Below are 22,579 nucleotides of genomic sequence, written 5' to 3' on the forward strand. Positions count from 1 at the left end.
CAGAGGACTTTTTTATATGGAGCAGTAGGAGAAAAAAGTTATAATCTTATTTTTGCCGCGGCGAAACGATTTTATAGTAAGTACGTGTGGTAATGGCATAGACCATAACATAAACGGCTGCAAAAACCGCAATGGTGCACAGCGTACATGTGGCAAACAGCGGCACGTTTTGCAGCTGCAGGCACGCCAACAGCTTTGTCATGTACTTGAAGGACGCAGCCATGTGAATGCATGCAATGAGAAGCGGCAGGAAGAAAACAATCAGGACCTGGCTGTGAATGGCTTTCTTTACTTCTGCGGTGCTCATTCCAACTTTGCGCATGATGCCGAAGCGTTCCACATCGTCATAGCCTTCGGAAATCTGTTTGTAGTAAATGATGAGAACAGTGGCCATTAGGAACAGCACACTCAGGAAGATGCCGAGGAAAAGCAGTCCACCGCACATATCGCGGTAGGATATGGTCATATCCGCTCGGCTGTGTACAGAAATCCGCATGGAGCCGTTGCTGCTCGTCCGGATATTGCTTGGGATGCTGCCCGTCAGCTCATGGAGCAGCGCCAGTTGTTGCGCCTGTGTGCCGCCGGTGTCGAAGTTCAGCAGATACTGATATTCATAGGCATTGGGGCTGCCGCTCGGTTTTTTCTGTATATAGGCTTTGTACGCCTGATAAATCGTGTTCAGCACCTTTTCATCTTTTACAATGACAGTATGAGAATTCGCTATAAAAGCGGACATATCTTGGCCGAGGGAAGCGGTCTGCAGGCGGGTTTTTACACGGTACGTTTTCCCGTTCAGCTGGAAAGTGTCCGGTAGATTGCCGTAAAAGGTATGCACAGCCACTTCATCATCGGCAAGGTTCAGCTTTTTGCCGGATGAGGCGTCATAATCGGTTTCGGTTAGGAAAGTGAAGAAAGTGCTGGAGGATATATTGGTATCGTTAATTCTGGTAAAGCTAAAAATTCCGTTTGCGGTGCCCTTTGCCATGACGTTCAAACTGCGGCCGCTGCTTTGGTTTTTCACGGACAGCCCTTTTTCGGTGGCTATCTTTTTTACAAAGGCCGGCAGAGTATCTGCTGCGGTGTTGTTTGCATCTGATATGGAAAGACAGAAGTCCTGCGGGCACTGTGTTGCAATGCAGTTGTCAGCGCCGATATTCAGGGAAATGGTTGTGGAAACCATGACCATGACCATGGTCGCCAATACACAGATGCTGGCAAGGCCGGCTGCGTTCTGCTTCATCCGGTAAATTAGTCCAGAAACGGAAACAAAATGATTGGGCTTATAGTAAAAGTTTTTATTTTTCTTCAGCAGCTTCAGCAGGGCAACAATACCGGAAGTGAACAGGAAATAGGTGCCGATAATGACAAGAACGACCGCAACGAAGAACAAGCTAATCGCCGCAATCGGGCTTTCCGTTGTCAGGGCAATATAATAGCCGATGCCGGTTAAGACGAGACCGATAATTGCCAGCACCCAGTTTGCCTTTGGCTCTTTTTCGCCGACATTGCCGCCGCGCAGCAGTTCCACCGGATGCAGAATATGAATACGCAGACGATTGACAATTAAAATCACAAGGAAAACAGCACCGAAAAGCAGGGCAGTCAGCAGCATACTGTTTGGGTCAACATAAAACTCAATGGAACTGCTTAGGCTGGTCACTTTGCAGAGGATAAGCAGGAACAACTTACTTAACAGAATGCCGCCGCCGATGCCGCCGCCCATGGTGATCAGATACGCATATATGGTTTCCCAGCCAAGGATGCGGCCAATATGGCGCTTTTCCATACCCAGCACATTGTAAAGGCCCAGTTCTTTCTGCCGGCGCTTCATTAGGAAACTGTTGATATAAAATAGGATAATCACCGAAAAAATGCCGATGATGACGGTGCCAAACTGCAGCATCATAGTACATGTGCTATGAATTGTTGCAACGCCGCGGTTGTTAGCAAGGAAAGACATAATGTAGAACATCGCCGCGGTAAATGAACTGGCAACTAAGTACGGAATGTAGAATTTACTGTTTAGACGCAGATTCTGCGCACCGAGCTTCATGTAGAAATTCTTACCCATTTTTCTCACCGCCTGTTGCAATCAGCGTTGCAGTGTTGGAGATCAGGGAAAACATTTCCTCCGTGGTATGTTCACCACGGTACAGTTGGTGGAACACTTCGCCGTCACGGATGAAGAGAACACGCTGGGCATGGCTTGCGGCACGCACGCTGTGTGTTACCATCACAATCGTCTGGCCACTGGCGTTTAGGTGGTCAAAAATCTGCATCAGTGAATCGGCGGAGCGGGAGTCCAGTGCACCGGTCGGCTCGTCAGCTAGCAGCAGTTTTGGGTTGGTGATGATTGCGCGGGCTACTGCGGCACGCTGTTTCTGGCCGCCGGAAACTTCATAGGGGAACTTCTGCAGCAGGTCAGAAATGCCCAGTTTCTTTGCAATGGGGTCCAGCCGCTTTTTCATTTCCGGATATTTTTTCCCTGCTAGGACGAGCGGCAGAAAAATATTGTCCTGCAGATTGAAGTTGTCCAGCAGGTTAAAGTCCTGGAACACAAAGCCGAGATTGTCACGGCGATAGGCGGAAAGTTCCCTTTCCCGCAGCTCGGCTGTGTTTTTGCCGTCCAGCACAACCTTGCCAGAAGTGGGTGTGTCCAGTGCTGCAAGGATATTCAGCAGCGTGGTTTTACCACTGCCGCTTTCACCCATTACTGCAACATACTCACCGCGTTCCACCGAAAAAGTGACGTCGCGTAGTGCCTGTACATGGGTGCCACCCAGGCGGGTTGTATATATTTTTTTCAGGTTGCTGACTTCTAAGAATGACATAATCAAAATTCCTCCTGCTCTGTTGATATACCAAGTATAACAGAACAGGAGGAACTGCTGCCATAGAAATAGCTTACACTTTGTGCCGCAACCTTACATTCCTGTAAGATTGCCTGTCATATCAGCGCAAGATTTATTCAATAGGAAGGTTTTTGCTTGCAAGGCCGATTTTTACGGTTGTGCCTTTCCCAACGGTTGATGTAATGGCAAACGTATGAGAGAGCTTTTTTAGGACACAGCGGCATAGGTACAGCCCAATGCCGGTCGATTTTTTATCCATGCGGCCGTTGCAGCCGGTAAAGCCTTTCTGCCCGATACGCGGCAGGTCTTCCGGTGCAATGCCGATGCCGGTGTCGGCGATGACCAGGGTAGCGGGCTGTTCCAGATAAATGCTGACCGAGCCTGCGTGTGTGTATTTCAGAGAATTGGACAAGACCTGTTCAATGACAAAGGAAAGCCATTTTTCATCGGTCAGTATCTGGCAGGAGATGGGCTGATAATGCAGGGCAATTTTCTGACGGATAAACAGCGGGGCGTATTTGTGCACAGCACTGCGGACAATGCGGTCCAAAGAACAGAATTTGATAACAAAGTCCGTACTGTCACTGCCCAAACGAATGTAGGATAGAATCATATTAACGTATTCTTCCATGTGAAACAGGCTGTCACACAGGGCGTCATGGTCTTCACTTTGGTCGGACTGCAGCAGAATGTGCATGGCAGAAATTGGTGTTTTAATCTGGTGTGCCCACAGCGTGCAGTAGTCCAGCATATCCCGGTGCTTCTGGTCATATGTGGTTGTCTGCATGGACATATAGGCAAACAGGGATTTCAGAAGGTCTTGATAATCTTTTTCCATCAAAGTGCGCGGTTCCGGCAGAATGTCCAGACCGAACATAACCTGTTTCTGTAACTTTTGCAGCCAAAAGTGCTTCTGGCGGAAATGCAGAAAATCAACCAGTGCAATCAGCGCACCAGCCACAGCGGACAGCAGACAAGCATAACCGACCGCCTGCAGCGGCAGGTTATACAAAAAGAACACAGCGATAAAAATAAGTGCCGCGGTTTCTACCAACAGCAGAGATTTGTGGTGCATTTGCAGATACGAAAAAAACAGTTTCATACGGTCACCATATACCCAAGGCCTTTCTTCGTCAGAATAAAGTTTTTAAGGCCTATTTTTTCCAGTTGCTTACGCAGACGGTTGATGTTGACCGTCAGCGTATTTTCGTCTACATAGCTGTCCGTTTCCCATAGGCGTGTCATCAGGTCATCACGGCGGACGACACGGCCTTTCTTTTCCATCAGTGCCTGCAGGATTTTCAGCTCATTTTTGGTTAGGGAAAGTTTTTGGTCCTGATAGGACAGCGTGCTGTCTGACAGATTCAGGATAGCGCCACCGTTTTCAATCAGGTCTGCCGGTGCACCAAAATCATATGTGCGACGCAGTACAGCCTGTATTTTGGCCGTCAGCACATTCAAGTCAAAAGGCTTTGCAATAAAATCATCTCCGCCCATATTCATGGCCATGACAATATTCATATTGTCAGAAGCGGAAGAGAGAAAGATAATCGGCACTTTGGAAATGCGCCGAATTTCCTGGCACCAGTGATAGCCGTTGTAAAAGGGCAGAGAAATATCCATCAGCACTAGCTGCGGAGCGGTCTTGACAAATGCCTCAGTCACGTGCTGAAAATCTTGTACAGTGGCGCACTGCAGATCCCATGTTTCCAGGTGCTTTGCAATAGCGGACGCAATAATTGCGTCGTCTTCTACAATGAAAATGCGATACAAATCAATTTTCCCTCCTGCGGTTTAATCATTTTTATTATAGCATACCGAAGGGAAAAATGCAGCCGGACACTTTTGGCGGAACTTGCTCTTTTTTCGCAATCCGTTTACAATAGAAACAGAATAGAATTGAGAAAATGCGGACGCGTTTACGCGGCGCGGGAAAAGGAGCAAGACATATGAAAATCGGGTTTATCGGCTGCGGCAATATGGCAAAGGCAATGATTGCCGGCATTCTGAAAAACGGCCTATGTGCACCGGCAGACATTACTGTCTCGGCAAAGACGGACGCCACACTGGAAAAAGCCAAAGCACAGTACGGCGTTTGCACACAGCAGAAAAATGCAGCAGTGGCACAGGTGGCGGACATTTTGGTACTGGCGGTTAAGCCGCAGTACTACGAGAAAATTATCCGGGAGATTCGCGGCTGTGTCGATTCCAGCAAGCTGATTATCACCATTGCGCCGGGCAAAACACTTTCATGGCTTGCGGAGCAGTTCAGCGGCCCAATCCCGATTGTCCGGACTATGCCGAATACACCTGCCATGGTGGGGGAGGGCATTACGGCAGCCAGCCCCAACGAATATGTGACACCGGAGCTTTTGGATACTGCACTGCAGGTTTTGCGCAGCTTTGGCAAGGCAGAAGTCATTCCGGAAAATCTGATGGATGCTGTGGTGGCTGTCAGTGGCAGTTCTCCCGCTTATGTGTTTCTGTTTATTGAGGCGATGGCGGACGCCGCGGTGGCGGACGGAATGCCGCGCAGTCAGGCGTATACATTTGCGGCACAGTCCGTTTTGGGCAGCGCAAAAATGGTGCTGGAAACCGGCAAGCATCCGGGCGAATTGAAGGACATGGTGTGCTCGCCGGCCGGAACGACCATAGCGGCCGTGCGTGTACTGGAGGAAAAAGGCCTGCGTGGCTGCGTTATGGACGCCATGAAGGCCTGCTCCGATAAAGCAAAGTCCGTATAAAAGTAGGCCAAGACAGCCGACCAATTTATATAAAAAGAGCAGCGAAAACCATTTTCATACGGCTTTCGCTGCTCTTTTTAATATTGGAACAGAAGATAAAAGAAATGACTTATTCAGGCTGTACCTTATGGCACGCGACAAAATGATTCGGGCGTATTTCCTGCAGCTTTGGAGATTTGCTGCGGCAGACATCATCTGCATAAGGACAGCGGCTTGCAAACGGGCAGCCCGGTTTTGGATTGATGGGGCTTGGGACTTCACCGCGCAGAATCTGTGTCTTTTTCTGCGCTTCCTTGTCCGGGTCCGGAATTGGAACAGCTGCCAGCAGAGCCTGGCTGTACGGATGCAGCGTATGCGCATAAATTTCATCACTGTCGGCCAGTTCCAGCAGATTGCCAAGATACATAACGGCGATTCGGTCGGAAATGTATTTGACAATGTTCAGGTCATGGGCGATGAACATATAAGTTAGGCCAAGCTTTTTCTGCAGGTCCTTCAGCAGGTTAATAATCTGGCTTTGAATAGAAACATCCAGTGCGGAAATCGGTTCGTCACAGACGATGAACTCCGGTTCAATGGCCAGCGCACGGGCAATGCCAATACGCTGCCGCTGGCCACCGCTGAATTCATGCGGAAAACGGTTGGCGTGTTCACGGTTCAGACCAACCGTTTCCAGAAGCTCATAGACACGCTCCTGGCGTTTTTGAGCGTCATACATATTGTGAATTTCCATGCCTTCGGAAATAATCGTGCCGACGGTCATACGGGGGTCCAGCGAAGCATACGGGTCCTGGAAAATAATCTGCGCTTTTTCCGAGTAGGCAAAGCGGTCCTTGGTACGCTTTAGGTCAACCGGCTTTCCACGATATTTGATGGTGCCTTTTGTTGGGTGATAAATGCCCATGACAACGCGGCCCAGAGTGGACTTGCCGCAGCCGGATTCACCGACGACACCCAGTGTTTCACCTTTGTAGATATCCATGGTGATGTCGTTGACAGCAACCAGTGTTTCTTTTTTGCTTATCTGGAAGTGTTTGGAGATATGGTCAAGCTCAATCAGCTTTTCTTTTGCCATTACTTGTCAGCCCCCTTCTTTGCGGCGGTATCCGCTGCCGGAGCAGCAGACGGTTCCGCTTTGTCGCCCGGGAAATCTGGGTGTAGACGCCAGCAGGAAGCGGTATGGTTTTCACCAACGGTAAATTCCGGCGGCTGCTGTTCACGGCAAATGTGCATACAATATTTGCAGCGGCTGGCAAATGCACAGCCCTTTGGCGGTGCAAACAAGTCCGGCGGTGTGCCGGGAATGCTGACCAATGCCTTGCTGCGGTCGGTGTCAACAGTTGGCAGACTGCGCAGCAGGGCAGAAGTGTAAGGGTGCTTATGATTGTAAAAGATATCCTTCGAAGAGCCGTTTTCTACAATCTTGCCGGCATACATAACGGAAACGCGGTCAGCCAAATTGGCAACAACGCCAAGGTCATGCGTAATCAAAATAATGGCGGTTCCGAGTTCCTCCCGGATTTTACCCATCAGCTGCATAATCTGTGCCTGAATGGTTACGTCCAAAGCCGTAGTGGGTTCGTCGGCAATCAGCAGTTTTGGATTGCAGGAGAGCGCCATAGCAATCATGGCACGCTGACGCATACCACCGGAGAATTCATGCGGATACTGCATAGCGCGTTCTTCTGCGTTTGGAATCTGCACCATTTTCAGAAGCTTAATAGCTTCTTCTTTACACTCCGCTTTAGAAAGATGCTTGTGTTTGCGCAGTGTTTCTGTCAGCTGCTTGCCCACACGCATGGTCGGGTTCATGCAGGTCATCGGGTCCTGGAAAATCATGCTGACCAGTGCGCCGCGGATATTCTGCATTTCCTTTTCGCTTGCTGCGACAATATCTTTGCCGCACAGGCTGATGCTGCCTTCCTTAATACGGGCCGGCGGCATAGGGTTCAGTTTCATAATGGTCTGTGCCGTTACACTTTTGCCGCAGCCGGATTCACCGACGATGGCAAGAATTTCACCGGCGTTGACGTGCAGGGTAACACCGCGCACGGCATGGACTTCACCAGCATAAGTATCAAAAGAAACATGTAAATTTTTAACATCCAGTATTTGTTCCATTTCCTTACCTCCTCAGCTTCGGGTCGAAGGCGTCACGCAGCTGGTCACCCAGCAGGTTGAACGAAAGCATTGTGACGCAGATGAAGAGGGCGGGAACGACCAGCTCAAACGGATACTGCTGGAATACAGCAATGCCGTCGTTGGCCAAAATGCCCCAGGAAGAGTTTGGCGGTGCAATGCCCAGACCCAGCATGGACAGGAACGCTTCTGTAAAGATGATGTTCGGGATATCCAGTGTAACGTTGACAATAATCACGCTTAAAATGTTTGGAACCAGGTGTTTGCCGATAATGCGGTTTGGCTTTGCGCCCATTGCCTTTGCGGCAATTAGAAATTCCTGTTCATTCAGGCTGATAACTTGTCCTCGTACCAGACGTGCCATACCGGTCCACCCGGTAATGGAGTAGGCAATGATAATGCTGCCAAGGCCACGGTCCATAACAATCATCAGAAGCATAACGATAATCAAATAAGGAATGCCGCTGATGATTTCGACAATACGCATCATCACGTTGTCGACAGCACCGCCAAAATATCCGGAAATGCCGCCGTATACGACACCTACCGCACAATCAATCAAAGCAACGGCGAAGGCAACAGTCAGCGAAACACGGGCACCAGCCCAGGTACGCACCCAAATATCACGGCCCAGTGCATCTGTGCCGAAGATATGCAGGTTATGGGTAACTGTATCAATTGACATGGGATGCTGGTTCGCAAAGGCCACATTCTGCTGAGATACACTAAAGGCGCTAAATACGGGCAGGAAAATAGCACCCAAAATCAATAATATCAAAATAATCATGCAAACCACGGCGGTTGGGCTGCGGCGCAGACGGTTAAAAGCATCTTTGCCAAAGCTGATAGAAGGCCGCGCGATTGCTTCCATATTAGTGGAATCCGTTCCAACCAGTTCAAATGCCTGCTCATCAATATGACCGGAAAGGTCATACTTTAAAGCGGCCGCAGGCTGTGGTGCAGTTTGTTTTTTAGCCATCGTGTCCTTCTCACTCCTTTCCGCCAGTCAGTTTGACGCGTGGGTCAATCAGGCAGTAAATAATATCAACAATTAGGTTTGCAAACACAAGGAATGCACCGTAGAACATGGTTGTGCCGGAAATCATGGTGTAGTCGTTAGTCTGTACGCAGGAAACAAAATATTTGCCCAGGCCGGGAATGGTGAAGATGTTTTCCACCACGAAGGCACCGGTCAGTACAGCAGCGACCAGCGGGCCCATAACGGTGACCACCGGCATAATCGCGTTGCGTACGGAATGCCGCCAAATAATCTGGCTGCGGGAAAGGCCTTTTGCTTTTGCTGTCTTAATGTAGTCCTGCCCAAGTACGTCCAGCATACTGGTACGCATCAATCGGCTGATGGTAGCCATAGAGCCAAACGCAAGGGCAAGAGCGGGTAGAATTTTAGCATTGACGGAGTCCCAGCCCATAATGGCGAATACACACATTCCAGTTGCCTCAAAGAGCTTAAGGCCGAGGAAATACTGCAAAAGAGCACCGATGATAAAGGACGGGACCGAAACACCAATCAGCGCCACCAGCATGGCAATGGTATCTCCGGCTTTGCCGCGGTGAACTGCCGCGACAATGCCCAGCAGCAGGCCGATAACAAAGGCAAAAATCAGGGAACGAATGCCAAGGTCCAGTGAAACAGGGAACGCCTGCCCAATAACATCGGCAACCGGGCGTTTGTCTGCCAGGGAAATGCCGAAATCACCGTGGAAAATGTTGGCAACGTATAAAATGAACTGTGTGAATAGCGGCTTGTCCAGGCCATATTTTGCGTTCATGGCCGCTTTGGTTTCGGGGGGGATGGCCTTAGCACCGACGAATGGGTCGCCGGGGATTAGATGCATCAGAATAAAAGTGACAGCGATGAGCACGAAAATCGTGATCAGGGAGTATACCACTCGTTTCAGTATGTACGAAACCTGTTTTGGCAAGCGAAATCAACTCCTTTGAATTAGCAGCATTCCTTTTCCGTCTGGGCACAAGGGGGGGGCCAAGAGCGTCCCGCTTCCCGTGGCAGCCATTTGCCCGTGCGGTACAGCGCTGCAATAGTATAGTGTTTGCAGATTTTCGTGAACCCAGTGGTCATGAGGCGTCTGCAGCCTGAAAATATCCGCAGGGGAAAAGGTTTCCCCTGCTTATGAAAGGTGCAAAAGGCGGTTTGTCTTTTGCACCTTTCATAAGCAAATAGAGCCACGGTGACCATGGCTCTATTTGCAGATAGACACAATAGAGTGAAATACCGAAACTGTTTGCAGGAAACTGCTTCAGCATTGTCCCTTTTCATAAAGCGTGGCGGAAAACCGCAGCGGCCGCTTTCAGAAAGCTCCGGTACCGCTGCAGCTGGGCAGGGAGAGGACACTGTCCGGTTTGTATAAAAACCATTTTCCGCTCCTTATACCCATAAAACAAGATATGAATTTTAGAAAAAGACTACTTGCATATAATACTGCAAAAAGCGGCATATTGCAAGCCAAAATCCACATTAGCAACATTTTCCCGACACACTTTGTTCTCTTTTGAAGGTATACTTTTGCGTGACGACAAAGAAAAACAGACAGACAGCTGCACTGAAACAAGCGCAGTTGCCTGTCTGTTATCGTTCGTTCTTTTACTGGGAATCTTAAATACGCAGCGTGTGTATACAGAAATTAGCCAACGATTTTTGCGCCGTCCGTAAAGTCGAATTCCTGGAAGCCGGAACGGGTCATGCCGGTAAGCTTCGAGGAAACGACATACGGAACGGTTTCAAAGTACAGCGGGTAGATAGCGCAGTCGGTGGAACAGACCAGCTTTTCTGCCTGGCGCAGGTAATCCTGACGCTTTGTTTCGTCAGCTTCTTTGGTAGCTTTTGTAATCAGGCTGTCGTATTCTTTGCTGGAATATTGGCCGTTATTGTTGCCGTTGCCGGTTGTCCACATATCCAGATAAGTCATAGCATCGTTGTAGTCCGGGGACCAGCCAGCAAAGACCATATCGAAGTTGTGGTTGTTCATAGCGGAAAGACGGGATTTAAAAGCCATCGGCTTCAGTTCCACGTTGATGCCCAATACAGACTTCCACTGCTCCTGATAGAAAGCAGCCTGCTTTTGTGCGCCGGAAGTATCGTCTGTAATCAGGGACAGCTTAAAGGTATCCTTTGTCAGGCCGGCTTCTTTCAGGCCCTCTTCAAAGAGCTTTTTTGCATCTGCAGCGTTAAAGCCGACCAGCTTTTCGCGGCCATTTGCATAGTTTTTGCCGTTGGCACCACTGATGTTGGTCGGTACCAGACCGTCAGCAGCGACGGAGTTGTCGCGCAGAACGTTCTTTACAAGGCTGTTGACGTCGATTGCTTCGCCCAGAGCCTTGCGAATCTTGGCGTTGTCGAGGCCCTTCTTCTTGGTGTTGTACTGGAAATACCAGTTCGCACCAGAAACATAGCTTTCAATCGGCTGGCCCTGAGTCTTCAGGGCGTCCAGCTGGTCACCGTTGACGTTGATGCAGTCAACCTGGCCAGCCTTGAAGGAGTTGATGTTGGAGTTAGCGTCCTTAATCATAACATACTTTACTTTGTTAATCTGGTTGTTCTTCGCATCCCAGAAATCAGGGTTCTTGGTTACGATGATGTGGTCGTCATGTGTCCACTCGGTCAGCTTATATGCACCGTTGGTGACGATTTTCGTTGCGTCCTTGGCGTACTTGTCAGCGCCGATGGACTCATAAGCCTTCTGGTTCAAAGGCATATAAGCGGTAAAGGCCATCATCTGCAGGGCGTAAGGCAGCGGGTTTTCAAAGGTCAGCTCAATGGTGTAGTCGTCCTTTGCTTTGCAGCCGAGGTTCTTCTCAGCAGCTGCGACCTTTGCCTTTTCGGCAGCGGTGCGCTTTGTGGCCGGTGTCTTGGTGGCATCAAAGTAAGCCCGGCCGTTTTTGATGTTTGTGTACACGATGAAAGCATAGGCTGCGGCGTTGGACTGGTCCATGCACTGTTCCCATGCGTAGATGAAGTTTTTTGCGGTGACCTTGTCGCCATTGCTCCATTTTGCGTCCTGCCGCAGGTGGAAGGTGTAGGTCTTTTTGTCCGCGCTGACTTCCCACTGGGTAGCCATATCCGGCTCCGGCTTGTTGTTTTTGTCCAGCCGTGTCAGGCCGGACATAACCATACGCAGAATATCGGAAGAGGCAACATCCTGTGTCTGAACAGTGTTCAGCTCTGGGGGCTCGGCACGAAGGTTTACGGTGACCATGTCCTTGTCAGGAGTGCCAGGGTATAAATTTTTGGTAGATGCAGCAGAGGTTCCGGAAGCAGCCCCGGAAGCAGCAGTGCCGCCTGCGCTGCTGCCGCAGGCAGCCATGGAAACGGCCAGGGTACCCGCAAGAAGCAGAGCAACGACTTTTTGCGCATTCTTCATAACATTTCCTCCATTCGATTGTTCATTCTCACTCTTTCGTACTCAACACGCTACATCGCATATTATACTTCTGAGGTAGGGGAATTGCAAGCATACGGCACTTGATAAGAATTCCCAGATGCACAAACATGTGAGTTCAGCCTGCAAAATATTTGTGCAGAAGAGATATTTATTTGCTGAAAAAGGGATTTTCGTTAGCCGGAATTTAGAAAGGCAGCTTGATAAACTGATATCAGAATGGCGTCGCTTAACAAGGAAACGGAGACCTTTTGCCTAACAAAAAAGCTTTCCCGCATTTTCAAAATTCATTGCTGCAGTATTTTCCCATACCAATATATAAAGAGAGAGAAACCAAAGAAGCGGAAAAAACACGTCTTTGTGACAGGAAAAGAACGTTTTCACATACTTTTGCTAAAAAGGGGTAGAAAAAACATACAAAAAGTATTATAATATTGTCGTTATTGTCGTTGCAGAGAAAGGCAGAGACTCACTCACCCGGGGAGTTCTGCATATCCATTGACAGGGAGGTACTATGCAGATTTGAAACGCATTTTTTTAATTGTACTGGATAGTGTTGGCATCGGCGAAATGCCGGACGCCAACGTGTACGGAGATGAGGGCAGCAATACGTTGGCAGCAGCTGCCACCAGCCCTTCTTTCTCCATGCCTAATATGCAGAAACTGGGCCTTTTTAACATCGATGGTGTTTCCTGCCGCCCCGCGGCGGAAAATCCCACCGGTGCGTTCGCACGCATGACAGAGGTTTCAAAAGGCAAAGACACAACGATTGGTCACTGGGAAATAGCAGGCATTAACTCTACAAAGCCGATGCCAACCTACCCCAATGGTTTTCCGCTGGACCTGCTGGAAGAGTTCAGCCGCCGGACCGGACGCGGCGTGCTGTGCAACCGGCCGTATTCCGGTACAGAAGTGATTAAGGACTACGGACAGGAGCAGCAGCGCACGGGTGCCCTCATTGTATATACCTCAGCGGACAGTGTGTTTCAGGTGGCTGCCCATGAGGATATTGTTCCGGTGGAAGAGCTTTATAAAGACTGTGAAATTGCCCGTAAGATTTTAACAGGAGAGAACAGCGTTGGCCGCGTCATTGCAAGGCCGTATATCGGCACATGGCCGAATTACACCCGCACAACCCGCCGCCACGATTTTTCCCTCCGGCCGCCGGAAGTTACCATGCTGGACCAGCTTTCGGACGCAGGCAAAGACGTCATAGCGGTCGGCAAGATTAATGACATTTTTGCGGGCTGCGGCATTACGGAATTTACCCGCACAACCGGAAATGATGACGGCTTGGAGAAAACGCTTGCTTTGACAAAGCGTGACTTTAACGGCCTCTGCTTTGTCAATCTGGTGGACTTTGATATGCTGTATGGTCACCGCAACGACGTGGAGGGCTATGCCAAAGGCTTGACTGCTGTGGATAAAGCGATTCCGGGACTGCTGGAGAATATGGGACCGGACGACCTTTTGATGTTCACCGCTGACCACGGCTGTGACCCCAGCACGCCCAGCACCGACCATTCCCGCGAATATACGCCGTGGATGATTGCTGGACCAAAAGTGAAGGCGGGCGCAAATTTGGGTACCCTGCCGACTTTTGCGGATATTGGCGCAACCATTCTGGACGCTTTTGATGTGCCGCAGAAGATTACCGGCACTTCCCGCTTAACACAGATTTTAGGCTGACTTGGAACTTTTATTTTGCTGTACAGCCTGCAGTACGGCAGTGTGCCGTGTATCCGTGCGGGTTTGCATAAAATCTTTTATCTCATCTGTTTTTACAGGAGGAAGAAAAAATGAAAAAAATGAACAAACTGCTGGCCGCTGTTCTAGCCGGCGCCGTAGCTGTTTCGGCAGCAGGCTGCGGTGGTGCCGCAAGTTCCGGTTCTTCTGCAGCAGCGGGCGGTGCCGCATCTGCAGCCAGCACTTCCGGCGCAGCAGGCAGCGCAAAGGGCTATAAGATTCGCATGGTTACCGATACCGGCGGAGTCAACGACCAGTCCTTCAACCAATCTTCTTGGGAGGGCCTGCAGAACCTGAAGAAAGAAGCCGGTGCGGATATCAACTACATGGAATCCAAGCAGGAAAGCGACTATGCCACCAACCTGGACAAGGCTGCTGACGATGACGCAAAGCTTATCTGGGGCATCGGTTTCGCTATGGCAAAGGCTATTAGCACAGCAGCTAAGGCAAATCCGGATATCAATTATGCCATCGCTGATAACGGCTATGATGCTTCCAGCATGCCGAAAAATGTGACGGGCGTTATGTTCCGTGCACAGGAGCCTTCTTTCATTGTCGGTTACATTGCAGGCAAGACTACAAAGACCGGTAAGGTCGGTTTTGTCGGCGGTATCAACAGCAACATCATCGACCAGTTCGAGTATGGCTATAAGGCCGGTGTTGCCTATGCGGCAAAAGAACTGAATAAGAAGATTACGGTCAATGCACAGTATGCAGAGAGCTTCTCCGATTCTTCCAAGGGCAAGGCAATCGCAAACAGCATGTACTCCAGCGGCTGCGACATTGTGTTCCATGCAGCCGGTGGTGTTGGCGTTGGTGTTATCAATGCTGCAAAAGACAGTGGCAAATACGCTATCGGCGTTGACCGTGACCAGGCTTACCTGGCACCGAACAATGTCCTGACCTCTGCACTGAAGCTGGTTCATTCCGCGGTTGAGGACGTTTCCAAAAAGTCCATGAAGGGCGAGGCAATCGGCGGCAAGACCTACACCTACGGCCTGACCGAAGATGCTGTTGGCATTCCGACCGAGCATAAGTTGATGGGCGACGCTACTTATAATGCTGCTATGAAGGTCGAATCCGACATTAAGAGCGGCAAAATCGTGCCTCCGGCAAACAAGGCAGAGTACGAGAAGTTCCAGAAAACACTGTAAGAACGAATAAAATCGGGATACTCTCATTGAGTTCCCTGTAAGGGCGGAACGCTCTCCTTGGGCGCTCCGCCTTTTTCGGAATTCAGTCATCCTACGCGGAGGTAAGACGAAATGGAGGTCAGCAGCGAGTATGCTGTGCAAATGCGCGGCATAACGAAATATTTTGGTACTTTTTGTGCGCTGGACCATGTGGACCTGAATGTAAAGAAAGGCACGATTCACTCTTTACTGGGCGAAAACGGTGCGGGCAAAAGTACGCTGATGAATGTGCTGTACGGGCTTTACCAGGCAGATGAGGGTGAGATTTACCTGAACGGGAAAAAGGCAGATATCACCAGCCCTAATGTGGCCATTGCCCACGGCATCGGCATGGTGCATCAACACTTCATGCTGGTGGATAATTTTACGGTTACACAGAACATTATCCTCGGCAACGAAACGACCAGCCACTTTGGTGTGCTGAACATGAAAAAAGCACGGAAAGACGTTAAAAATCTGGTAAAAAAATATGGACTGGAAGTGGACCCCGACGCAAAAGTAGAGGACATTTCTGTTGGTATGCAGCAGCGTGTGGAAATTTTGAAGGCGCTGTACCGCGGTGCCGATTTGCTGATTTTGGACGAACCGACAGCTGTCCTGACACCACAGGAAATTGATGACCTGATTAAAATCCTGCACAATCTGATTGCCGACGGCAAAACCATTATCATTATTACACATAAGCTGAAAGAGATTAAGGCAAGTTCCAGCACCTGCACCATCATTCGCCGCGGCAAGTATATCGATACCGTGAATGTGGCGGATTGTGATGAGGAGGACTTAGCGTCCAAAATGGTTGGCCATGCGGTACAGTTGGTGGTACAGAAGACGCCGGCAAAACCGGGCAAGACAGTTTTTGAAATTGACAATCTGCACGTTAAGGACGAACGCGGTCTGCCAGCGGTCAATGATTTGTCGCTAAAGGTGCACGCAGGCGAAATTGTCGGTTTGGCAGGCATTGACGGCAACGGCCAAAAAGAGCTGGTAGAGGCCATTACCAACCTGTGCAAAACGGAAAGCGGAACCATTCGGATAAACGGTACGGAAATTCAGAATACCACACCGTACAATACAGTGCACCACAAGGTCGCAACGATTCATGAGGACCGCCAGCGCCGCGGTTTGGTTATGGACTTTTCAGTAAAAGAAAATATGGTACTGGAAAAGTACAATCAGGAACCGTTCTGTCACCGGGGGCTGCTCAACCGCGGTGAAATTGCGTCCTACACAAAGGACCTCATTAAGGACTATGATATTCGTCCGGCGGACTGTGTGGACGAACCGGCCCGCGGTCTTTCCGGTGGCAACCAACAAAAGGTTATCATCGCTCGTGAAGTGGCGAACGAGCCGGATTTGCTGATTGCCGTGCAGCCGACACGCGGACTGGACGTCGGCGCAATCGAGTATGTACATAAGACACTGATTCGGGAACGGGACCACGGCTGTGCCATTCTTTTGGTGTCGTTGGAACTGGACGAGATTATGAGCGTTTCTGATACGATTTCTGTTCTGTACAAGGGACAGATTGCAGGCAGTTTTAAGCAGGGCGAAGTGGACGAGAAAACAATAGGCCTGCTGATGGCAGGAGGCAAACTGAATGGATAGAACAGTAAAAATCCTGAAAAAGCCGATTACCTCTACGATTATCGCTATTTTGTGCGGTTTCCTCGTGGCAGCCATCGTGCTGGCCGTAACCGGCTACAACCCGGGGGCGTCCTTCGGTGCCCTGTTCAACGGCATTTTGGGGCGGCCAAAGTACATTTCCAACGTGATTATCAAGGCAACCCCCATTACGCTGACTGCCCTGAGTGTGGCGTTTGCCTATAAAGTGGGGCTGTTCAATATCGGCTCAGAAGGGCAGTACATAGTGGGTGCGATGACCGCAAATATTGTAGGCTATCTGTGCAATTTTCCACCGGTCATTCAAATTCCGCTGGTTGTGATTTCCGGCATGGTTGCCGGCGCGCTTTGGGGCGGCATTGTGGGATTCCTGAAGGCAAAGTTCGGCATTCATGAGGTGCTGACCAGCATTATGCTGAACTGGATTGCGCTGTACCTTTCCAATCTGGCGGTGCAGTCCTCTGTCTTCCACCAGCCGAACACAACGGCTGCTTATCCGGTGAATCCCAGCAGCTATACCATGCTGCTGCCGAACTGGAAAACCAGCGACGCGGGCATCGCTTTTCTCAGTCAGCATAAGCTGCTGAAGGAAGTGCTGCTGAAAACGGACGTCAACTTTGGCTTCCTGGTGGCGATTGCCGCTGCCATTCTGGTATGGCTGCTGCTGTACCGTTCTTCCCGCGGCTATGAACTGCGTGCTGTGGGTCTTAACCGGGACGCGGCGGAATTTGCCGGCATTTCCGTCACTAAAAATATCGTGCTTACCATGCTGATTGCCGGTGCCCTTTCCGGTCTGGCAGCATCCATGGCCATTACCGGCACAAATCCGCACCGCATTTCTATCCTTTCCGCCTTTGAAAACAACGGATTTAATGGTTTGTCAGTTGCCTTCATTGCGGGCAGCTCACCAATCGGCTGTATTTTTGCGGGCCTGCTTTTCGGCGGTCTACTGTACGGCGGCCAGTCCATTCAGGCCAACATTGGTGCCCCCAGTGAAATTATCAACATTATGATTGGCACGATTGTGTTCTTTGTTGCCCTGACAAAAGTAGTTCCGGCGCTGGCTGTGCGGCTGGAGAAAAGGGGGATGCGCAATGCTAAATAACATTTCCTTATTGGTAGGAATTACCCTGATGTATTCGGCACCGCTGATTTTTGGTGCTTTGGCGGGTGTCATTTCCGAACGCTCCGGCGTGGTCAACCTCGGTATTGAGGGCATGATGACCGTTGGTGCCTTTGTGGGTGCGGCAGTTGGCTATTTTTCTGGAAACGCGTGGATTGGGTTTCTGGCGGCTGGGATTGCGGGCGCGGCTTTTGCGCTGCTTCATGCCATTGCAGCAGTTACGTTTAAAGCGGACCAGACCATTTCTGGCATTGCGCTGAATTTGATTGGACCCGGGCTGGCGCTGTTCCTGTGCCGCCTGTGTTTCTCCGGTGCGACTATGAGCCAGCCAGTTCCGCACAAGCTGCCGAAAATTTTGGGCGACGCACAGGAAAATACCGTCGCACAGAACCTGAACCTTGACATTACGGTTGTGCTGGCGCTGGCAACTATGCTGATTATGTGGTTTGTGCTGTACCGCACAAAGTGGGGTCTGCGTATTCGTTCTGTCGGTGAGCATCCGGCGGCGGCGGATACGCTGGGTATCAGCGTAGACCGTACACGCTACATTTGTGTCCTTGTTTCCGGTATGCTGGCCGGTTTGGGCGGCGCTTCTATGACACTGGCCGTTATCCAGCAGTTTACACCAACCGCTATCAGCGGCCATGGCTTTATTGCACTGGCCGCAGTGATTTTCGGCAAATGGACACCGCAGGGTGCCTATGGTGCCTGCCTGCTGTTCGGCTTTGCCGAAGCGCTGTCGGTGTTCCTTGGTTTAAAGAATGTGCCGATTCCAACCGAAGTGCTGGCAATGCTGCCTTATATTTTAAGCATTGTGGTACTGGTCCTGTTTGTCGGCCGTTCCGTAGCACCGAAGGCAGACGGCCTGCCCTACGAAAAGGGTACACGCTGAACAATGTAAAAACCGGGACGACTCCCTTGTGTGGTCGCCCCGCTTTTGCTTTTTTGGAAAATTGAGAAAGAAGGATTTTATAATGGATACACAAAAAATATGCAGTATGGTGGACCATACCCTGCTGAAACAGGATGCCACTTGGGCACAGATTCAGAAAATCTGTGACGACGCTATGCATTACCACACGGCTTCCGTGTGTATACCGGCAAGCTATGTGAAACAAGCAAAAGATTATGTCGGGGACCGCATGGCGGTTTGTACGGTAATTGGATTTCCAAACGGATACACGACCACAGCAGCCAAAGTTTTTGAGGCGAAGGACGCACTGGCAAACGGCGCGGACGAAATCGATATGGTTATCAACATCGGTTGGGTAAAGGACGGCTTGTATGACAAAGTGCTGGACGAGATTCAGCAGCTTCGCAAAGCCTGCGGCAACCATATCCTGAAAGTGATTATTGAAACCTGCCTTTTGACGGAAGAAGAAAAAATCCATATGTGCAAAGTCGTGACTGAATCCGGCGCTGACTTTATTAAGACCTCTACCGGATTTTCAGAGGGCGGCGCAACCTTTGCAGATGTGGCGCTGTTCCGGAAATATGTTGGCCCACAGGTGCGTATTAAAGCCGCGGGCGGTATTGCATCCCTTGCAGATGCACAGAAATTCATTGAGCTGGGTGCCAGCAGACTTGGCACCAGCCGCATCATTAAAATTCTGAAAAAGCAGGAAGCGCAGGGCTAATAGGTTTGCGTGGAAAGGGAGAAATTTGATATGCGCATGTATGATATTATCGCAAAAAAACGCGACGGCGGCACACTGACACAAGAAGAAATTCAGTATTTTATTACAGGTTATGTAAACGGAGACATTCCGGATTATCAGGCCAGCGCGTTTCTAATGGCGATTTATCTGCGCGGCATGTCAGCAGCGGAAACCGCACAGCTGACACTGGCCATGGCACATTCCGGTGATATGGTGGACCTGTCTGCTATTTCGGGCATTAAGGTAGATAAACATTCCACCGGCGGTGTAGGGGATAAAACTACCCTGATTGTTGCACCGGTGGCTGCCTCTTTGGGTGTGCGGGTTGCTAAGATGAGCGGACGCGGTTTGGGGCATACAGGCGGCACCATTGATAAACTGGAGTCCATTCCCGGCCTGTCCACGGCGCTGAGTCAGAAACGCTTTTTTGAGATTGTACAGGAAGTGGGCTGCTGTGTTGTCGGACAGACCGGAAACCTGGTGCCGGCGGACAAAAAGATGTATGCCCTGCGGGACGTAACTGCTACCGTCAGTTCTATTCCGCTGATTGCCTCCAGTATTATGAGTAAAAAGATAGCGGCGGGCGCGGACCGGATTCTGCTGGACGTCAAAACCGGCAGCGGTGCCTTTATGAAAACCAAGGAGGACTCCATTCGTCTTGCGGAGGCAATGGTGCAGATTGGTGAACACGTTGGCCGCAGGACAGTTGCGCTCATTACCGATATGGACCGTCCGCTTGGCAGATGTATTGGCAATGCACTGGAAATAAAAGAAGTCTGTCAGACACTGCACGGCGAGGGCCCGGATGACCTGACGACTGTTTGTCAGGAGCTGGCGGCCAATATGCTGTATCTTGCCGGAAAAGGCGAACCGGACGTCTGCCGCAAAATGGCACGGGAACAAATGAGCAACGGCGCAGGCTTTCGTAAATTTGAGGAAATGGCTGCCGCGCAGGGCGGAGATATTTCTGTGTTGGAAAACCCGGACCGTTTCCCCAAGGCTGGAGCATCGTATACCGTTGCAGCGGAACAGGATGGCTGGATGACCGCCATGGATACAGAAAAGTGCGGCATTACGGCGGTTGAGCTGGGTGCCGGACGTGAAAAGAAAGGGGAAGCCATTGACCACAGCGCCGGTATTGTGCTGCAGAAAAAAACCGGCGACCGTGTGCAGCGCGGGGAGCCGATTGCTGTCCTATATGCCGCGACGGACGAAAAGTGCCGTGCAGCTGCGGAGCTTTTCCGCAGCGCGGTTGTAATTAGCAGCCAGAAGCCGACCGCGGTTCCGTTGATTCATGCGAGAGTAACAGCGGATGGTGTAGAAAAATTTGCCTAAAAAATATATTTAATTTCCGGCCGCGGGGGAAAATCCTGCGGCTTTTTCATGTCGTCTTTTTGCCGCTTGTATGTCCGCACGGCGAATTCCGTTTGTCTTGCAGGCAAAAGCATGGTATAATCTATTCAATTAAACAGGATACTGTAAAAATGCGGAAAAAGAGAAAAATTTGTTTTTCCCGTGTTATCAGCAGAAAAAAGAACGAAAAGAGAATACTATGGATTTTCAATCACTGCAAATTATGCCCGAAATTCTCAAAAATTTAAAGCGTACCGGTTATACTGAACCTACACCGATTCAGCAGAAAGCCATTCCGCAGGTGCTGCAAAAGCGCGACCTGTTTGGCTGTGCCCAGACAGGCACCGGAAAAACAGCTGCTTTTGCCGTGCCCATTCTGCAAAGATTGGCACAGGCGCCGGTTTCCGGTCACCCTATCCGCGCATTGGTATTAACGCCTACCCGTGAACTGGCCATTCAAAACTACGACAATTTTCGCTTGTACGGAAAGGGACTTCCTTTAAACTGCTGTGTCATTTACGGCGGTGTCAGCCAGAATGCCCAGGTTCAGCAGCTGAAGAAAGGCGCCGAAATTTTGCTGGCCACGCCTGGTCGGCTGAACGACCTGATTGGGCAGGGCTATATCGACCTGTCACACCTGGAGATTTTTGTATTGGATGAGGCGGACCGCATGTTGGATATGGGCTTTATCCGTGACGTGAAGCGGGTGATTGCACAGCTGCCCGCGCAGCGGCAGAACCTGATGTTCAGCGCTACCTTGCCGAAAGAGATTCGTTCACTGGTGGACAGCATCCTGCAGGACCCGATAGAAATCAGTGTAACGCCGCCCTCTACTACAGTAGACGCCATTGCGCAGGAAGTTTGTTATGTCGATAAAAACAACAAGGGCAAGCTGCTGATTTGGGCGTTGAAAGACCCGCGTATTTCTTCGGCACTGGTCTTTACCCGCACCAAACACGGCGCGGACCGTGTGGTGCGTGACCTTACCCGTGCCGGCATTACAGCGGCAGCCATTCACGGAAACAAAAGCCAGAATGCCCGTCAGGCAGCGCTGACCAAGTTCCGCTGCCATCAGGTGCGTGTGCTGGTGGCAACGGATATTGCCGCCCGCGGCATTGATATTCCGGATATTTCGCACGTCTTTAATTTTGATATTCCGGAAGTACCGGAAACGTACGTCCACCGTATTGGCCGTACAGCCCGTGCCGGCAGCAGCGGCACTGCGATTTCTTTTTGCAGCATCGATGAAAAAGCGGATTTCAAACAGATTGAAAAGCTGATTCGGAAAAAAGTGCCGGAGATTAAAGAGCACCCGTATCCCATGCAGAATCTGGTGCCCATGAGTAAAGAGGAGCGCCAAAAGAAGCAGGTGAAACGCCGTGCTGCAGCACAGGCGGCACGCAATCGCCGCATGGAGAAAGCACCTGCACAGAAACACAGTGCGCCCAAAAAGCCGGAGAAACATACAGCACATCAGAACGTCCACAAAAATGGGGCCAAAGGTAAAGCATCTGCTGGCATTGACGCAGCGAAAAAGCAGAACTTTCCGAAGGCATCTGTTCCCGCCGCAAAAAAGCACAGTCGTCCGGTGGAGAAATCACGTGTGCCTGTGCCAAAGGAATCAGCACATCGGCAGGTACGCCGTGACCTGATGAAATATCTGCCGAAACCGCTGCGCAGCCGTCCGGCTGACCAGCCGCTGAAGCATCATCTGTAAAAAAGCATCCCAAACGAAA

At 50.4% G+C, this 22,579-nt stretch carries 18 protein-coding genes; 9 read left to right on the plus strand and 9 right to left on the minus strand.

The features are described 5' to 3' along the window. Nucleotides 1–46: 46 nt before the first annotated feature. The 4 genes from ACIHKT_RS02150 to ACIHKT_RS02165 form a co-directional block, all read right to left on the minus strand. On the minus strand, nt 47–2,071 hold the full coding sequence (locus tag ACIHKT_RS02150; protein ID WP_086035279.1) for an FtsX-like permease family protein: 2,025 nt from the start codon (nt 2,069–2,071) through the stop codon (nt 47–49). Then, nucleotides 2,064–2,831, minus strand: a complete 768-nt coding sequence (locus ACIHKT_RS02155; RefSeq protein WP_086035280.1) for an ABC transporter ATP-binding protein — start codon at nt 2,829–2,831, stop codon at nt 2,064–2,066. The genes ACIHKT_RS02150 and ACIHKT_RS02155 overlap by 8 nt, the downstream gene beginning before the upstream one ends. Before the next feature lie 133 nt (nt 2,832–2,964). Continuing rightward, nucleotides 2,965–3,954, minus strand: coding sequence for a HAMP domain-containing sensor histidine kinase (locus ACIHKT_RS02160; RefSeq protein ID WP_086035281.1), 990 nt, complete (start codon nt 3,952–3,954; stop codon nt 2,965–2,967). Beyond that, complete coding sequence (locus ACIHKT_RS02165) at nt 3,951–4,625, minus strand: response regulator transcription factor (RefSeq protein ID WP_086035282.1); 675 nt, start codon at nt 4,623–4,625, stop codon at nt 3,951–3,953. Before ACIHKT_RS02165 ends, ACIHKT_RS02160 begins: the two co-directional genes overlap by 4 nt. Nucleotides 4,626–4,801: 176 nt before the next feature. Here ACIHKT_RS02165 and proC point away from each other — a divergent pair, with 176 nt between their 5' ends. Then, nucleotides 4,802–5,596: a pyrroline-5-carboxylate reductase gene (gene proC / locus ACIHKT_RS02170; RefSeq protein ID WP_086035283.1), complete on the plus strand. Its 795-nt coding sequence runs from the start codon at nt 4,802–4,804 to the stop codon at nt 5,594–5,596. A gap of 109 nt (nt 5,597–5,705) precedes the next feature. On the opposite strand, the gene ACIHKT_RS02175 is transcribed toward proC, so the two are convergent. The 5 genes from ACIHKT_RS02175 to ACIHKT_RS02195 form a co-directional block, all read right to left on the minus strand. Continuing rightward, complete coding sequence (locus tag ACIHKT_RS02175; RefSeq protein ID WP_086035284.1) at nt 5,706–6,671, minus strand: ABC transporter ATP-binding protein; 966 nt, start codon at nt 6,669–6,671, stop codon at nt 5,706–5,708. Beyond that, nucleotides 6,671–7,717: an ABC transporter ATP-binding protein gene (locus tag ACIHKT_RS02180; protein WP_086035285.1), complete on the minus strand. Its 1,047-nt coding sequence runs from the start codon at nt 7,715–7,717 to the stop codon at nt 6,671–6,673. The genes ACIHKT_RS02175 and ACIHKT_RS02180 overlap by 1 nt, the downstream gene beginning before the upstream one ends. Nucleotides 7,718–7,721: 4 nt before the next feature. Further along, on the minus strand, nt 7,722–8,714 hold the full coding sequence (locus ACIHKT_RS02185; RefSeq protein ID WP_086035286.1) for an ABC transporter permease: 993 nt from the start codon (nt 8,712–8,714) through the stop codon (nt 7,722–7,724). A 10-nt stretch (nt 8,715–8,724) separates the two neighbouring features. After that, complete coding sequence (locus ACIHKT_RS02190) at nt 8,725–9,678, minus strand: ABC transporter permease (RefSeq protein WP_236849672.1); 954 nt, start codon at nt 9,676–9,678, stop codon at nt 8,725–8,727. Between the two features lie 717 nt (nt 9,679–10,395). Further along, entirely contained in the window at nt 10,396–12,132 is a 1,737-nt protein-coding gene (locus ACIHKT_RS02195; protein ID WP_404352669.1) for a peptide ABC transporter substrate-binding protein, read from the minus strand. A gap of 540 nt (nt 12,133–12,672) precedes the next feature. On the opposite strand from ACIHKT_RS02195, the gene ACIHKT_RS02200 reads away from it, so the two are divergent. The 8 genes from ACIHKT_RS02200 to ACIHKT_RS02235 all read left to right on the plus strand — a co-directional run bounded on the left by ACIHKT_RS02200 (nt 12,673) and on the right by ACIHKT_RS02235 (nt 22,560). After that, entirely contained in the window at nt 12,673–13,839 is a 1,167-nt protein-coding gene (locus ACIHKT_RS02200) for a phosphopentomutase (RefSeq protein WP_086035290.1), read from the plus strand. 110 nt (nt 13,840–13,949) lie between these two features. Next, nucleotides 13,950–15,050, plus strand: coding sequence for a BMP family protein (locus ACIHKT_RS02205; RefSeq protein ID WP_086035291.1), 1,101 nt, complete (start codon nt 13,950–13,952; stop codon nt 15,048–15,050). A gap of 111 nt (nt 15,051–15,161) precedes the next feature. After that, a complete protein-coding gene (locus ACIHKT_RS02210) occupies nt 15,162–16,694 on the plus strand; it encodes an ABC transporter ATP-binding protein (protein ID WP_086035292.1) in 1,533 nt (510 codons plus the stop codon). Continuing rightward, the gene (locus ACIHKT_RS02215; protein WP_086035293.1) at nt 16,687–17,814 is read left to right on the plus strand and encodes an ABC transporter permease; all 1,128 of its coding nucleotides are present in this window, start codon (nt 16,687–16,689) and stop codon (nt 17,812–17,814) included. The genes ACIHKT_RS02210 and ACIHKT_RS02215 overlap by 8 nt, the downstream gene beginning before the upstream one ends. Continuing rightward, the gene (locus tag ACIHKT_RS02220) at nt 17,804–18,724 is read left to right on the plus strand and encodes an ABC transporter permease (RefSeq protein ID WP_086035294.1); all 921 of its coding nucleotides are present in this window, start codon (nt 17,804–17,806) and stop codon (nt 18,722–18,724) included. Before ACIHKT_RS02215 ends, ACIHKT_RS02220 begins: the two co-directional genes overlap by 11 nt. A gap of 82 nt (nt 18,725–18,806) precedes the next feature. Further along, entirely contained in the window at nt 18,807–19,469 is a 663-nt protein-coding gene (deoC, locus tag ACIHKT_RS02225; RefSeq protein ID WP_086035295.1) for a deoxyribose-phosphate aldolase, read from the plus strand. A gap of 30 nt (nt 19,470–19,499) precedes the next feature. Further along, entirely contained in the window at nt 19,500–20,825 is a 1,326-nt protein-coding gene (locus ACIHKT_RS02230; protein WP_174193432.1) for a pyrimidine-nucleoside phosphorylase, read from the plus strand. A 217-nt stretch (nt 20,826–21,042) separates the two neighbouring features. Beyond that, a complete protein-coding gene (locus tag ACIHKT_RS02235) occupies nt 21,043–22,560 on the plus strand; it encodes a DEAD/DEAH box helicase (RefSeq protein ID WP_086036811.1) in 1,518 nt (505 codons plus the stop codon). The last annotated feature ends 19 nt before the right edge of the window (nt 22,561–22,579 follow it).

The organism is Caproicibacterium sp. XB2, assembly GCF_044880635.1.
In the GTDB taxonomy this organism is placed as follows: Bacteria; Bacillota; Clostridia; order Oscillospirales; family Acutalibacteraceae; genus Caproicibacterium; species Caproicibacterium lactatifermentans.